16 protein-coding genes are annotated in these 14,494 nt (G+C 72.4%); all 16 read right to left on the bottom strand.

What is annotated here, in order from left to right:
- Positions 1-17: 17 nt before the first annotated feature.
- A complete protein-coding gene (locus tag V7E46_RS27605; protein ID WP_333770953.1) occupies positions 18-1,010 on the bottom strand; it encodes a hypothetical protein in 993 nt (330 codons plus the stop codon).
- Positions 1,011-2,102, bottom strand: coding sequence for a hypothetical protein (locus tag V7E46_RS27600; protein WP_333770952.1), 1,092 nt, complete (start codon positions 2,100-2,102; stop codon positions 1,011-1,013). It abuts the gene before it with no gap.
- On the bottom strand, positions 2,099-3,124 hold the full coding sequence (locus V7E46_RS27595) for a hypothetical protein (RefSeq protein ID WP_333770951.1): 1,026 nt from the start codon (positions 3,122-3,124) through the stop codon (positions 2,099-2,101). The genes V7E46_RS27600 and V7E46_RS27595 overlap by 4 nt, the downstream gene beginning before the upstream one ends.
- Before the next feature lie 2 nt (positions 3,125-3,126).
- A complete protein-coding gene (locus V7E46_RS27590; protein WP_333770950.1) occupies positions 3,127-3,993 on the bottom strand; it encodes a phage distal tail protein in 867 nt (288 codons plus the stop codon).
- A 16-nt stretch (positions 3,994-4,009) separates the two neighbouring features.
- The gene (locus V7E46_RS27585) at positions 4,010-5,839 is read right to left on the bottom strand and encodes a hypothetical protein (RefSeq protein WP_333770949.1); all 1,830 of its coding nucleotides are present in this window, start codon (positions 5,837-5,839) and stop codon (positions 4,010-4,012) included.
- A 144-nt stretch (positions 5,840-5,983) separates the two neighbouring features.
- Positions 5,984-9,220 carry a phage tail tape measure protein gene (locus V7E46_RS27580; protein ID WP_333770948.1) on the bottom strand — a complete coding sequence of 1,079 codons (3,237 nt, stop codon included), beginning with the start codon at positions 9,218-9,220 and terminating at the stop codon, positions 5,984-5,986.
- A 32-nt stretch (positions 9,221-9,252) separates the two neighbouring features.
- Positions 9,253-9,522, bottom strand: coding sequence for a hypothetical protein (locus V7E46_RS27575; protein ID WP_333770947.1), 270 nt, complete (start codon positions 9,520-9,522; stop codon positions 9,253-9,255).
- Between the two features lie 38 nt (positions 9,523-9,560).
- Positions 9,561-10,178, bottom strand: coding sequence for a hypothetical protein (locus V7E46_RS27570; protein WP_333770946.1), 618 nt, complete (start codon positions 10,176-10,178; stop codon positions 9,561-9,563).
- A gap of 2 nt (positions 10,179-10,180) precedes the next feature.
- Positions 10,181-10,702 carry a phage tail tube protein gene (locus V7E46_RS27565; RefSeq protein ID WP_333770945.1) on the bottom strand — a complete coding sequence of 174 codons (522 nt, stop codon included), beginning with the start codon at positions 10,700-10,702 and terminating at the stop codon, positions 10,181-10,183.
- A 3-nt stretch (positions 10,703-10,705) separates the two neighbouring features.
- Positions 10,706-11,059, bottom strand: a complete 354-nt coding sequence (locus V7E46_RS27560; protein ID WP_333770944.1) for a hypothetical protein — start codon at positions 11,057-11,059, stop codon at positions 10,706-10,708.
- Positions 11,060-11,091: 32 nt separating this feature from the next.
- On the bottom strand, positions 11,092-11,502 hold the full coding sequence (locus V7E46_RS27555; RefSeq protein ID WP_333770943.1) for a hypothetical protein: 411 nt from the start codon (positions 11,500-11,502) through the stop codon (positions 11,092-11,094).
- Positions 11,499-11,882 (bottom strand): hypothetical protein, encoded by a 384-nt coding sequence (locus tag V7E46_RS27550; RefSeq protein ID WP_333770942.1) that lies wholly within the window; start codon positions 11,880-11,882, stop codon positions 11,499-11,501. The genes V7E46_RS27555 and V7E46_RS27550 overlap by 4 nt, the downstream gene beginning before the upstream one ends.
- Complete coding sequence (locus tag V7E46_RS27545) at positions 11,879-12,268, bottom strand: DUF6093 family protein (protein ID WP_333770941.1); 390 nt, start codon at positions 12,266-12,268, stop codon at positions 11,879-11,881. The genes V7E46_RS27550 and V7E46_RS27545 overlap by 4 nt, the downstream gene beginning before the upstream one ends.
- Positions 12,265-12,642, bottom strand: a complete 378-nt coding sequence (locus V7E46_RS27540) for a hypothetical protein (RefSeq protein WP_333770940.1) — start codon at positions 12,640-12,642, stop codon at positions 12,265-12,267. Before V7E46_RS27540 ends, V7E46_RS27545 begins: the two co-directional genes overlap by 4 nt.
- A gap of 12 nt (positions 12,643-12,654) precedes the next feature.
- Positions 12,655-13,848: an SU10 major capsid protein gene (locus V7E46_RS27535; protein WP_333770939.1), complete on the bottom strand. Its 1,194-nt coding sequence runs from the start codon at positions 13,846-13,848 to the stop codon at positions 12,655-12,657.
- Positions 13,849-13,901: 53 nt separating this feature from the next.
- A partial coding sequence (locus tag V7E46_RS27530; protein WP_333770938.1) for a hypothetical protein occupies positions 13,902-14,494 on the bottom strand: 593 nt, incomplete at its 5' end.

Here is a 14,494-nt window from a genome sequence, read left to right as displayed (position 1 = left end):
GGGCGGGGCGGGGTGGGTCAGGCGATGTTGCCGAGCGGCACGACGACGTTGAAGTAGATGCCGTCGTTCTGCGCGATGGCCGACGCCGTGTTGAAGTTGACGGAGCCGCTCAGGTCGACGTTGACGCGGATCGCGGTCTTCCAGGCGTCCGTGCCGGACACATGGGCGCCGACCGCGGGCCAGATCTTCTTCGGCCTCCACCCGACCGGCAGCGTGAAGAGCGTGTAGCTGCCTGCGGCCAGGCCGGCGGCCAGGGTGCAGTGCACGGTTCCGCAGATGTGGACGTTGTCCTCGGCGTCCAGGCGGTACTGCATCGACCCGTAGTTGGCGCTCGCGTTCGATCCGCCCGCCCAGTTCGTGTTGTACGTCGGTGCGTGCCCGGTCTCGGGGACGTACCGCCAGCTCGGGATGTCAAAAGCGCTGCTGAGTTTGACCAGGGCGCCGCTGACGGCGATGTCTGCTCCGCCGATGACCTGGACCGCGGGTGCGCTGACGGTGCCGCTCTGGCCGCCGGCCAGTCCGGCGGACAGGATGGCCGTGGCCTGGTTCGCGTATGTGCCGTGGATGGCGGGCGAGGTCAGGGCGATGCTCTGCGGGCCGGCGATGCCCAGGATGCCGGTCAGGGTCTGGTCCTGGTCGTCGATCGACATCGCGTCGCCGTCGCCCAGCTGGATGTTCCCGGTCGAGAGGGCGACCCACTCGCCGTTCGGGGTACCGTCGGGGTCCCATCCGGCCTGGTTCCAGATCCGGTTGTCGGCTCCGCCGACGTAGTTGGTCTGGTGCTCGTCGTCGTCGTAGGTTTTCAGGGCGCCGTCGGCGTCCAGGACGACGCGGTGGCCGGTCTCGGCGGTCTGGATGCGGGCGCCGGTGATGGTGGTGTCCCCGCCGCCGATCGTGGCCCAGGACGCGCGCTTGGAGGCGCGCAGTTCCCGTACTTCGCGTTCCAGGGCGGCGAGCCTGCGGGCGAGGGTCGTGGCGTCGGGGGGCAGCTGGTCGATACGCCGTGGCATTCATGTCTCCTCTTGTACGAGGACCGGCCGCACGGTGTCGGCGGCCGGGTCGAGCTCCCAGGCCCAGCAGCGGGCGACTGTGGCCGCGCCGCCGGGGTGCCGGGGGGATCGGGCGATCTGCACGCCGATGCTGTCCCCCAGTGCCCAGTCCTGGCCGAGGCGGGGCGCGGCGGACGCGGTGGCGGTGACGTCCCACACGGTGCTGCCGGTGGCCATCGCGGTGAGCGTGCCGGCCGCGGAGGCGTCGAGCGCTACGGGGTCGGTGGTGGCCGAGGCGGGGGTGTAGCGGTACTCCCACAGGGCGTACCCGGCGGCGAGCAGGGCGTCGGCGCTGTGGTCGGCGGAGCGCAGGCGGGCGTCGCCCTCGCCGTCGCCGTAGGCGCGCACGGTGGTGGCGCCCTTGCCGTCCTCGTAGGACTCGGTCAGCGTGTACGCGCTGATGCAGCCGGGCAGGTCGAAAACGGCCATCGGCGTGGTGGTGACGGTGCCGATGCTGTTCGCGGCGCGGACGCGGATTGGCAGCTCGAACCCTGTCCGGCCGGCGTTCCAGCGGACGTCGACGGTCCATTCCGGGCCGGCGTCCTGGTCCATCAGCTCCTGCCAGACGGACAGGACCGTGCGGTCGTCGCCGTCGGCCACGGAGTACGAGGCCGGCATGCCGGTGCCGGGGGCGTCGAACACGAACGGAGGCGCCTGGGTGAGCAGCGGGCCTGCGGTCGTGGTGAGGATGACGGCCTGGTCGGCGCCCACCCATGTGCCGGCCGCGGCGTACCGGCGGTCCATGTACGCCTCCGGCGAGGCGATGCCGAGGCTGAGGGCCGGGTCGGTGCCGCCCGCCCGGGTCAGCACGATGCCCGCGGTGAGCGGCTGACCGGTCGCCCGGTCCACCGGCACCAGCATGGTGCGGCCCGGCATGGTGGCTGATTCCCAGCCGGCCGGGGCGCCGTCCAGGGCCAGCGTCAGGGAGCTGGTGGTGGACGCGCCGAGCTTCCGGCTGAGGGCCTGGTCCGTGCTCAGCGCGGGCAGCTCGGCGACGATCTGCCCGCTGTGCAGGTCGCACCCGTACCAGTCGAGGATCACCGGTCCGATCACGGGACGGGGGTCACCTCCAGGGTGCCGCCGGTGATGCTGACGGTGCCGGCGCCGCCGGAGGTGATGTACCACTGCGGCGTGATGGTCAGGCTGGCGCCCACGGTGGCGCCGGTGATCAGGTAGGAGCGGCCGGCGGATATCCGGGTGCCGCGCACCAGGATGGACGTGCTCGGGCCGGGGGCGATGGTGGCTGCGCCGGACGCCCGCCAGGCCGCCTGCGTCAGCCCCGTGCTGGACACCACGTTCATGACGTCGGCGCCGATGGTGACCCGGACCATGCCGGAGGGCGGCACGGTGACGGTGACCGGCGCCCAGGACGCGGACAGGAAGTCCACGAACACACCGCTCGTGGTCCACGGGGGGTTGGCCGCCTGCGCGCTGGTGACGGGCGCGTAGGACAGGTACCGCCAGCGGGTGCCGTCCCAGCGGCGGGTGCCGTCGCCGGAGTCCCACAGCTGCCCGGTGTAGGGGTTGGGCGGGGCGACGGTGCCGACGGTGAGGCCGCCGGCCGCCGCGGTGTACGCCCGCGTCGCCGTCGAGACGACCGCGGCGCCGCCGCCGGACTTGGGCACGCTGACCGTGGCCAGCACGACGCACGAAGGGTCGGTGGGCGTCGGTGCGACCGGCGACGGCGCCGGGACGCCGGTGAGGACCAGGACCGCGCCGTCCCGGGCGCCGGACCCGTCGGCGTCGGTGTCCCGCACCCGGGCGTAGACCAGGTCCACCCGCGGGTTCGTGGCGTCCGCCGCGGCCAGCGTCGCGGTGACGTTCGCGTCGGCCACCAGCATGTACGGTCCCTGCGCGACCGAGGATCCGCCCTGGATCACAGCGACGCCCGGTGTGACCGTGACGGTGGTCCCGGACACGGACACGCCCAGCCCTGGCCCGGGGCGCACACCGGCCTGGACCTGGAGGCCGGCCGCGCCCGGGCTGAGCAGCGCCGCCAGGCTCTCGCGGAACTGCTGGCTGGAGTACGCCGGACTGCCCGCGCTGGCGTTGATCGGGAAAGCGGTGATGGTCATGGTCACATCCAGGCGGATCGGTAGGTGACGGTGCAGGTCGCGGTGGGGCTGTCCGCGGCAGCGCGGAACGCGATCGTGGACTGCCCGGGCGGCAGGTGCGGCCACGAACCGGTCAGCAGTGCGCGCCGGTTGGCGGCGCCGTTGTAGAGGACGGTGCGCGCGTCCACGTCCAGGACGAGCGTGTCCCCGGCGGCGATGTCCCCGCTGTAGGTGAGGACGGCGGAGGTGCCCCTCGGGCCGGTCACGGTCACCTGCGGCTGGCTCACCGGACCGGCGACGGTGATCACGGGTCGCGCCGTGACGGTGCCGGTGTTGACGGCTGCGGCGTCGCCCACCACCACGTCCGCGGGGATGGTCAGCGGGAACGTGATCGGGAACGTCAGGCCCCCGCTGACGGACGGCAGGCGCAGGGCCACCGTCGTCGCGGTCACCGCGTACAGCCGGGGGTCCGCCGCGGTGACCTGGATACTCCAGTCCACCACCCGGTCCGTCAGCCTCTGCGCCAGGACCTTCCCGGAGCGGCGGACGGTGGCCTGCCGGGCGACCGGCTCGTACACCGTCAGCAGCGTGTCGGCCAGGCCTGCGGCGGCTTTGATCTGCTCGATCGCCGAGAACGTCGAGACGTAGTCAGGGCAGACCGCCTTGCCCGCCAGGGTGATGACCCGCTCCTGGAGGTAGACCGGGCCGGCGTAGGCGCCGTGGTCGGCCGTGCGCTCTGTGAGGGTCTGCCGCACGTCGGGGGACTCCCAGCCGTCCAGCGTCGCGCAGTGCCAGTGCACCCCCGCGTCGTCCACCTGGCCGAGGACCAGTCCCCCCAGCTGCATCGTGAGCTGGGAGAACCGGAACCCCGGCTGGAGACCTGCGGCCATTGCCGCCCCCTTCCCATCAGCCGACGAACGTCATGTGCCGCACCAGGTCGGCCTTCTGCTCGGCGAGCGACTGGTGCGCGCCGTGCAGGTGCCAGGTGTGGTGCGTCTCGCTGTGCTGCACCGGCGCCGCGCCGGCCGCGGTTCCGCGCATCGGCGTCAGGTGGTACCCGAACGCCGTCGCGGTGCGGGCGAGCAGCGCCCGGGAGCGGGCGGTGCTGTCCCAGGGGATCCACGACTCCGGCTTTCCGGCTTCCGCCGCGAGGACGGTCGTCGGCTGGGTGAGGATGCCGCCGCGCGCCATCGCGACCTGCTGGCCGCGCATCTGCTGCACGAAGGTGTCGCTGCCGCTGATCGCCTTGACCTGGCTTGCGATCTTCGGTGCGAGCGTCCGCAGCGTCGCCCAGTCCACACCGGCGGCGATCACGTCCGCGATGCCCGCACCCGGGTGCGACCGGAGCACGCCCAGCACGGTGATCGCGTTCGCGAGGTCGTCCGGCGTGAGCAGGGCCGCGTTGGTGGCCGCGCCCTTGTCCGCCGCGGCGGCGGCGCCCGGCGACTTCACCGCGGCTGCCGCGATGGCCGCCGCCGCGTCATCGCCCTGCGCCGCCAGCTGCGAGGCAAGGGCGGTGTCGCCCATCGAGGCGAGCTTGAGCAGGTTCGCCTGGAAGGCCGCGCTGCCCTTGTTCGCCGCGTCGAGCTGCGCCGTGTAGTCCGCGAGCGTCGCCTGCGCCGTCGGCGCCAACGATTTGAGCTGGTTGACGATCTGGGTGAACTGGCTCCCGGTGGCCTTGGCCAGGGCGGCGACCAGGGCTGTGCCGTCGTCGCCCATCCCGCGGAGGATGTCCTCCACATCCGATCCGGCGCGCTTCCCGACCGTGGCCAGGTTGCGCTCCCACGCCGCGTTCGCGGAGTTGGCCGCCGCGAGCTGCTTGCCGTAGGCCGCCAGGTTGATCCCGGTCACCGCCTTGGTGCCGGCCTTCACCCCGAGCGCGCTGTCCGCCGAGTCGAGGGCCTTGCGGTCGGCCGTGACCTTCTTCACCGCCGCGCTGCTCGCCGTCCTGGCCTTCGCCAGTTTGTCCTCGGCCGCCGCCAGCTGCGCCGCCGTGTGGTGACGCGACCTGACCGTGGAGAGGTTGCGCTCCGCGTCCCGCACCGCGCCGGCCTTCTTCGCCGCGTCCGCGAGCGCCGACGCCAGCGTCTTCCCGGCCGTGGTGACCCGGTCCACCGCTGAGCTGTAGCGGTCCCACCCGGCGCTGACGCCGAGCGTCGCCGTCGGGTCGGCCGGGCTGTACTGGAAGCCACCCAGGCCGCCGCCGGCGAAGGCCGTGATGCCGCCCTGCGCGAAGTGCTCCAGGTCGTACCCGAACTGCTTCGCGACCATCCGCAGGATCGCGGTGGACCGCGCACGCTTCGCCGGCGACAGCGGGATGTACGCCTCGCCGCCGGTCTCCGGCTCCGCCCACAGCCGCATCGACCCGCCCGGCGCGATCTGCGCGACGTGCTGCTCCATGCCGCCATCGGCGTAGGCCCGGCGGTAGATGTTCCCGTTCGCGTTCCCCCGGTTGATCGGGTTGACCTGGTCCGCTTTGGTGACCCGGATCGTCACGGTCCTGCCGGTGATCCCGTTGATGTAGTTGTGGATCGTGGCCGCCGCAGCAGCGGCGCCGCCGGTCGGGATGGTGACCTTCACCTTCTTGTCCGGGAGTTGTGTGATCTTGAAGCCGAGCGCCTTGAGGTCGGCCTGCGCCTCCGCGGTGGGCGCCTTGATCGTGACCGTGCGGCCCTTGGTCTTCGCCACCTTCCTTTGCAGGCTGGTCAGGTCCGCCTCGGCCTGCGAGGTCAGCATCTGGACCGTCGCGGCCTTGCCCGGGATCTTCTTCGCGATGAACGCATCGAGCGCCTTCGCGGCCTTGTCCGTCGGCGCGGTGATCTCGACATACCTGCCGCCGGGCAGCTGCTTGAGCTGGAACCCCAGGCCCTTGAGGTCGGCCTACGCCTCCGCCGTCGGCGCCTCGACCCGGATCGTCTCGCCCTTGGGCAAGTGCCCCGCGAGACCCTGGACGTACAGCAGACCCTTTTCGGTGTCCGTGAAGTCGCTCTTCATGGTCAGAACGAGATTGGACGGGATGAACCCCATCTGTGCTGCCAGCAGCTTCGCCTGATCGGCGTCGATTCCGAACCCCATCGCGGCCTTCACCGCGGCGTCGTACGCGGTCTGCATCCGCGCCTCGGCCTGCTGGAGCGCGGTACTCGACTGGCCGTTGGCGTTGGCGTAGTCGAAGGTGGCCTGCGCCGCTGAGGAGGTGGAGGCGTTGAGCGCCTGGAGCTTGTTGAACAGCTCCTGCCCGTTCTCCGAGGTGGTGTTGAGTGAGCCGTCGACCTGGAGGAGCTGGTCCTTCCAGCCCTTCGCGTGGTCGACGCCGGTCTTCCACGTCGAGTTCAGGTCGGTGACCGCGCTGTTCATGTCGGCGACGGCCGCCTGCACGTCCAACTCGCCGCCGGACAGCAGGTCCAGGGCGGTGTGCAGCGCGGACGCCTTCGTCGCCGCGTCCGACGTCGAATCGCCGAGAGTCCTGATCGCGCCCTGGAGCCGGGACGTCGGCGACGTTGCGCTGGTGGCCGCGCCTGACGCGTCCTTCTCCGCGGCGGCGATGTCCTTCCAGCTGTGGACCGCGTCCGGCAGGTCGGCGCCCATGTCCTTGAGCGCCTGGACGGCCTGCATCTGCGCTTTCGTGGTCGCGTCCATCGGCCCACGGGCCTTGAGGCTCGCCGCTGCCGTGGCGGCGACGGACGCCCCCAGCTTGTCCATGACGGTGCTGCCGCCGAGGTACCCGTCGGTGAGCTGCTTGAGCGTGACCCCCGACTTGCCCATCACGTCCATGAGCCGGGTCTTGCCGTCAGCGAGCTTGGAGTCCTGGAGCATCTGCGCAGCCGCCGCCCGCACGGATTCGTCCACGACGCCGTTCGACGCCTGGAGCGCCTGGGCCAGGGTGGAGATCCGCTGCTGGTGCGCCGCCTCAGCTGCTGCGGCCTGCTGGTGCTTCTTCGCCAGCATGTCCAGGCCGATCATCGCGGCGGCGATGGCGATGCCCCACGGCCCGCCGAGGAAGCCGACCAGGCCGCGGGTCGCGCCGAGCAGGCCGCGGCCGGCGCCGACACCGATCGCGGTGGCCGCACCGCCGGCCGCCGCCCGGAACCCGACCAGCCGGCCGCCTGCGGCCTGGATGCTGCCGGATGTGCTGCGGAAGCTGGCGCCCATCAAGGCGATGGTGCGCGAGCGCGTCTCCAGCTCGGCCATGACGCCGCCCATGCGCGACAGGGTCACACCGGCGTGGGCGGCCTGCACCCGCTGGTACAGGCTGGCGTCCCCCACCCCGCGGAAGGCGTTGATGCCCGCCCGGCCGAAGCCGACGACGGAGGTCTGCATGGCGCTGATCTGTCCGCGGAACGGCCGCAGCGCCAGCATCGAGAGCACCGACAGCTGGACCGGGCCGGGAAGCCCCGCGAAGGCGTGCGCAACCCCGCCCACGACCTGGGCGATCGGCCGGAGCACCCCGGTCAGGTCACCCGCCCACCCGACCGCGGTCTGGAGGCGCCCAGACAGGACGCCGACCGCGCCGGACGTCCCCGATACCGACCGGGCGACGTCCTGCATACCGCCCTCCAGCGGCGCCGCGGCCGAGGCGGCGTTGCGGAGGGTCTTGTCCACGGCGCGCACCCCGGCGACCGCCAGGCCGGCGTCGTTCACCATGATCCCGGCGAGGGCCTGGTGCAGCGGCGCGGCGACACCCTTCGCCGCCCGCCCGATCCCGGCCTCAGCCGCGTGCAGGTGCGCCTCGACGGCCGGCCCGTACAGCGTCCACAGGTCACCCGCGGTACGGATACCGCGCTTGACGTAGGGGATCGCGGAGCTGACCCCGGCGGTCATGCGACGGGTGACACCCTCCAGGACGGGACTGACGCCCTGGTACACCTGGAGGAACGTGCTGGAGATCTGCTTGCCCAGGCCGCGCATCGCGCCGCCCAGGCCCTTGGACTCAGCCGCGGCGATGTTCTCGGCGCCACCGACCCGGCCGACCTGGGTCCCGAACTGCTCGAACGCCTCCCCGCCCTGGTGGGCGAGCGCGGTCATCGCGGAGAGCGCGGGCTTGCCGAACGCCATCGCGGCGGCCGAGGTGAACTGCTGCTGCGTCAGCCGCTCCTGCGCGTCGTGCAGCTGGGTGACGACGTATTTGAGGCCCTTGAACTTGCCCTTGCTGTCGAATGCCTCGATGCCGAGGGTCTTGAGGCCCTTCTTCATCTGCGGGGTCTCTTTGGCGAGGTTGACCAGGGCACCCCGGAGGCTGGTGCCGGCGGTCTCGCCGATGATGCCGCTCTTGCCGAGCAGGCCGACCGCGGTGGCGGCCTCGTCCACGCTCACGCCCAACGAGTGCGCGGTCGGGCCGAGGTACTTCATCGCGTAGTACAGGTCGATCAGCTGACCCGACGCGGAGTTCGAGGTGTTCGCCAGGACGTCGGCGACGTGCGCCGCCGACGTGGACTTCAAGGCGAACTGGTCCATGATGTCGCCCTCGATCTGCGCCGCGGTCGCGACGTCAGTGCGGGCGGCGGCAGCCAGCTGGATCGTGCCGCGTGCGGCCTTGATCGCGTCCTGCGCGCCCAGGCCGGCCTTCGCCAGGTCGACCATGGCGTCAGCCGCTTCGGCGCTGTTCGCGGACGGCAGCCGCATGTCCGCACCGAGGGCCTGCGCCTCCCGGCCGGCGGCCTGCATCTGCGCCCCCGAGGCCCGGGTGACCTCGCTGAACTTGAGCATGGCGTCGCTGTACTCGTTGCCCTGCTCCACGATCTTGTGGATGCCGTAGATCAGCGACCCGCCCGCGAGCAGCAGCCCCAAGCTCTTGACGGGGGCGAGCGCCCCGGCCGCGCCGCCGCGGATCGAGGCGAAGGCGCCGCGCGAGGCGGTACCGGCCGCGGTCATGGCCCGCCCGGACTGGGCGGCGGCGACCTCGGCGGCGCGCAGCCCGGCCGCGCCGCCCCGCGCCCCGGTGCCGGCCGCGGCCAGGCCGACCGCCGCGGTGCCGGCGTCGGCACCCAGGACCCGCACCCCGCGGCCCGCGACGCTGGCGACCTCCCCGAAGCGGGCCGTCTGCGCCGTCGCCCGCGTCATCTGAGGGCTGTACGCGCCCAGGTCCGCCTGGAGCCTGACGCGCACGGTACGGTCCGCCATCCCGACCACCCCCTCTTGCTGTGCTGTGTGGGTCAGTCGGGCATGGGGTGCCGTCCGGCGTAGCTGACGGAGAGCTTGCGGCCGGGGACCGGCTTCTCAGCCGCGGCCTCGACCTTCTCCTTCGTCTCGCAGGCGAAGCAGGTCAGCTTGTGCAGGTCCCAGTCGGACGCCTCGTCCATGGAGTCGGTGAGGGGCTGGCCGCAGCCGCCGCACGTCTCCGCCTGGAGCCGGGTCCACTCCACCGCGAGCGCGGTGTCCTCCTCGGTCCACCGCGGCTCGCCCGCGGCGGGCACGCGGCCCATGAACTCCGAGTAGGGGATGCCGTGGGCGGCTGCGTAGCTCAGGTGGTCCCGAAGCGCGCCAGAATGTCGGATGCGGTCTCGGATTTTGGGCCCGGGTCGGTCACCCCGAGCTGCACCGCGAGGGCGCTCTGCCACAGCTGCTGGAGCTGCCCGTCGTTCAGCTCGTCCCAGAACACCTCGAACTCCTCGTCGGAATCCACCTGCGGGCTGACGAGCTGCTTCCGCACCAGCTGCGGGGCGAGCGCGTCGGCGTCGTAGGGCGGCGGCTCGGCGCCGAGGTCGGCCATCATCTGACGCTGCTGCTCGGTCGGCGGGTGCTCGCCCACCAGCCGCCGGTACGCCCGGTGGCTGATCGCCTGGAGGACGAACAGCACGCGGGATGCCTCGGCGGCGTCCTCCAGGTCCCGCAGATGCCGCGCGAGTGCCGGGGCGGTGTCCGGCTCGTTCGAGGTCTCGTCGTAGGCCGCGGCCCGCTCCAGTGCCTCCGCCGCGTCGGCGATCTCCGAGGCCAGCTCCGCGTCGAGGTAGAGCGGCACGCTGGTGCGGGGGCGCTGGATCCGTGCCCGCACCTCCGACAGCCGCAGCGGCTGCGGCTGCTCGGCGGGTGCGGGCACCGAGCCGGCGGAGAACGTGGCCGGCACATCAGTCGTCTGCACGCTCAGGCCCCCGCCGCCACGACAGCGTCCTGCACCGGCTCGCCGGTGATGGCCATCTGCGCGGTGAACTTCGCGGTCTCGTTGTCGCCCGTGTCCGACGGCGCCCGCGAGATGACCGTCACCGGGTAGACCTCGCAGCGGTCGGCCGCGGTCGGTGCGCCGTCCGGGGAGCCGAGGCCGGTCGTCGCGTTCTGGTGGAATCCCGCGCGGGCGACGATCAGGAAGCCCGCGGTGCCGGCTTCCAAGGTGGTCCACGCCAGGTCATTGGCCGTCTTGGAGTCGCGGTGCCCGGTGTACTCGGCGGCGTCACCGCCGTAGGTGCCGGGCGCCGTGGCGTTGAAGCGCGACCCGGCGTCGGCCGCGTCGATGGTGTTGCCGGTGGACGGGGTCTTGAGGCCGTCGCGCGTCATGTGGTTCGTCAGGTTCACACCGGCCGTGACCTCGGCAGCGGTCGGCGCGGCCATGTCTACGACGGTCGGGGCGAACCGCACCGCGATATTGCCGGTTGTGCCGTAACGGGGCATGTCCTACTCCTGGGTGTCGGCCGGGGCACCCGGCTCGGTCGGGTCGGTCGGGTCGGAGTCGTCCGGCGGCGGGTCGCCTGCGCCCGGGTCGGGGTCCGCGGGCGCCCCCGGGTCACCCGGCGGGGTATCGCCGTCGTCGCCGTCACCCGGGTCGCTCGGCGGGTCGGTGGGCGGGGTGTACAGCTCCCAGCCGCGCAGTTGCCAGATGATCGTGAACTGGAGCCAGGTCACCGTGACCGGCAGCGCGTCCGGCTGGGCGGGGTTGACCATCTGCACGTGCTCGTACGGGCTGTGGTTCGGGTCGTCGGGGGCGTACAGCTCGGGCTGGGCCTCGGGCGTTGTGTCGGGCGTGGTCACGCCCACCACCTCCTGCGGGGGTTGGTCGGCGCTCAGGCCGGGGTGAGGTAGTACCGGTAGACGTCCACCCGGAAGAAGGTCGGGCTCTCCGGGGCGGTGGGGTCGGTGGTGGCCTCCGGGGCGGTGCCGGTGCCGGTCACGTACTGTGCGGCCTGCTGCCACACGAAGCCGTCCGGCGGCTCCAGCCGGCCGAGCGCCACCGTGCGGGCCTGCTCCGCGACCTGGTCGGCCGCGAGCCGGGACGGCCCCGCCGCGGTGACCTGGATCTCGGGAGACCGGTCGGCGTTCGGGTCGGCGGCCGTGCCGTCGCCGCGCAACTCGGTCCGGGGGCGGACGACGACGTACCGGCCCGTCAGTGCCCCGCCCGCGTTGCGGGGCTCACCGTCGCCGACCGCCAGCCCGGCATCGACCAGCGCGGCCACCAGGCGGTCCGTGGCGGTCACGGCAGCGCCTGGTGCAGCGCGATCTCGATCCCGCGCACCAGGTCGTCGGCGTTCTCCTCCAGCGCCGGCCCCAGGTGCTCGATCGGCGCGTTCTTCGAGCTGCCGTACTCGATCAGGTTGCCCAACGCGCCCTGTGCCCGGTCCTTGTCGGGTCCGATCTCGGCCTCGACGCCGATCGGCGTCGCGCGGACGTCGTAGGTGATCGAGGACGGGTACTGCGGCAGGTATCTGTGGCCGCGCACCCGTGACCGCGCGCCCTGCTGCACCTTGCGTGCGGTGACGGCCACGGCCGTCGTCGTGTTGCGGGCGAGCCGGGCCGAGCCGCCCGCCAGGTCGTTGACGAGCCCCTCCAGGCCCACGATCACGATGCCGCTGCTCACCGGGACACCTCCGTACACCAGATCCGGCGGGCCGTGATGTGCGTGCCCCTGTCGATGTTGCGGACCTGCAGACGCAGGCCCGCCAGAGTCGGGTCGTCCGAGGCCGTGATGACGACCCGGTCGTTGGACCTGATTCCGGCGCCGGCCGCGTAGGGGATGGACAGCTTGTGCTGCCAGGTCTCGGCCGCCGCGGTGGCGCTCGGAACCACCGCGGCGGTCCCGGCCGGCTTCACACGGCAGATCCCGTCGTACAGGACGGTGACCGGCGTGGTGTCGGTCCCGTCCGCGCTGGTGGCGACCGGCCCGGTCCGCTCGATCCGGCACCGGTCGGTCATGTCCTGCTCGGCCGCGGCCCGCCCGGCGGCCGCGGTGTCCGCCGCGCTCACGGGCATTCCCGCGAGGCGGTGGGGGTGATGCTGAACGCGCCGCTGGCTGTGCTGGTGTTGGGCTGCAGCAGATCGCGTTCGGCGTCGGAGAGGTACAGCAGGCCCGTCGACCGTGCGGAGTCGGTGGTGTAGCTGTAGTCATCGATGGACTGCTGCCGCTTGCCCTCGGGGTTGGTGACGACGCGCAGCACCATCGCGCAGCACACCCCGAGGGCGGTGGCCGGCGGCGCTGGTTGGTCCAGGCCGGGGACCTCTCGGCGCATGATCGCGCTGGCGTCCGCGAGCAGGTTGGGGACCTTGGCCCGCTCGGCTGCGGTCAGGTCGCGGCCGAGCAGCCGGGCGTTGACGTCGTCGGCAGTCGCGAAGTCGGCCACGGGCGTCCTTCCTTACAGGGCGGCCATGAGGCCGACTGCCTGGCCGTGGCAGCGCTCGTTGCCGTAGGCCAGGCCGACCTCGCCGTACAGCTGGGTGCGCTCCTTGGACCCGGTCTTGGCCAGCGGCTCGGCGAAGAAGTGGCCCTTGCCGGGGGTTTCCAGGTAGACCGGCATGCACTGCTCCAGGCTGGCTACCAGCAGCTTGTGCTTGGGCATGTGCCGGTCGAGCATGATGTTCAGCTGGCCGAAGTCGGTCTCGATGGTCTGCAGGTTGACGCCGCCGACGTTGCGGGTCGCCTCCTGGTACTTGCCGTAGGCGTTGGCGTAGGCGTCGGTCAGTCCGCGCTTGCCGGTGCTGCCGACGACCAGTGCCGCAGTCTCGGACTCGGTGATCCCGCCGTTGTCGAAGACCTGCTGCAGCAGGCCGTCGACGGCGGCCTTGCTCCACGCGCTCAGCTTGGTGACGTTCGCGGTGCCGTCTGCGCCGGCGAGGTCGATGGCGGCGCCGTTCTTGGTCGCGGCGAGCTTGAAGGTGTTCGTCGTCGGGCTGACGACGAAGTAGGGGGTGTCCGCGGAGACCCCGGTCAGGCTGACGATGGTGTCCAGGACGACCTGGTCGCCGGCGGCCAGGCCGTGCGCGGCGAGGGTGAAGGCGTCGGTCGATATGGCGCCGGCCGCGTTGCCCAGGGCGGTGCCCATGTTCTGGACGTTGGTGGTGACCGCCTGGAGCATCCCGCGGGTCTTGCGGGGCGTGGTGTTGTCGGTCGGCTTCTGGTAGACGCCGTTGATGGAGCTGTATTCGACGTCGCGGACCATCTGCTTGAGCATGTTGGTGACCTGCCAGTCCAGCTCGTTGGTGACAGGCTGGTTGGCGTCGATGTTCAGGCCGGAGCGCTGCCCGACGGCGGCGAGCTTGCTGTAGCTGACGCCGACGGTCTCGTGGTGGATCTGGACGATGTTGTCCACCGAGCCGCGCACCCGGTTCTGCTCGGTCGGCGCGTCCTGCCCTTCAAGGGCGGTGTTCTGGCCAGCACTGCGCAGGTCGAAGGTCTCCCACTCGAACTGCGTCGCGGTGCACTGGCCGCCGCCGCTCAGCCCGCCGATGGACGCGAAGAACGGCGTGTCGTCGGGGGTGAGCTGGTGGAGGATGCCGGTGTAGTTGGGCAGGTTGTAGGTCGTGCCCAGGGCGGTGATGCTCCCAGCCATGCGGGGTCTCCCTCGGTGTGCTCAGGGCGCGGCGCGCGGCCTGCCCGTGGCGGTCAGGTGGTTTTGACGTTCGCGAGCTTGGAGTTCTCCAGCCGCAGCACGGTCTTCCAGTCGCCCTTGGCCTTGGCCTCGGCGATCTGGGTGTTCAGGTCGCCGCCGACCGGACCGCCCGGGCGGGCGCCCTGCGACGGGTCGGGCCGCGGCTGGCGGGGGCCGGTGGCCTTCGCCCAGTGCGGCTTGGCTGCCAGGACAGCGGCCAGCTCGGTCTTGATGCTCTCGGTGTCGATCACGCCGTCCTTGACGTACGCCGACCAGTCGCGGGCGCCCACGGCGTCCTCGGCGTCCTCGAACGAGGTTGCGGCCAGGGCCTGGACGGTCGCGGACGTGGCGAGCTTGGTGGCGGCCGCAGCCCGCTCGTCGGCGGCCGTCGCGCGGTCGGCCAGGCGCTGTGCCTCGGTCTTGGCGGCGTCCTCGATCTCCTGCAGCTTCTGCGCGGCCGCCGCGTTGTCCTTGGCCCGCTGCTCGTTCTGCCGGGACAGCGCCTTCCACTTCTCGACCTCTGCCGCCATGTCGGTCGCCTCCGGTACCGGCGGGGTGCCCGGTACCGGGGGGATCGCGCCGGGCGCCGGCGGAGTCGGGGCGGGCG

Origin of the sequence: Streptomyces sp. IBSBF 2435 (assembly GCF_036815005.1) — a bacterium.
Lineage (GTDB): Bacteria > Actinomycetota > Actinomycetes > Streptomycetales > Streptomycetaceae > Actinacidiphila.
This window is presented reverse-complemented; position numbering and strand designations above follow the sequence as displayed.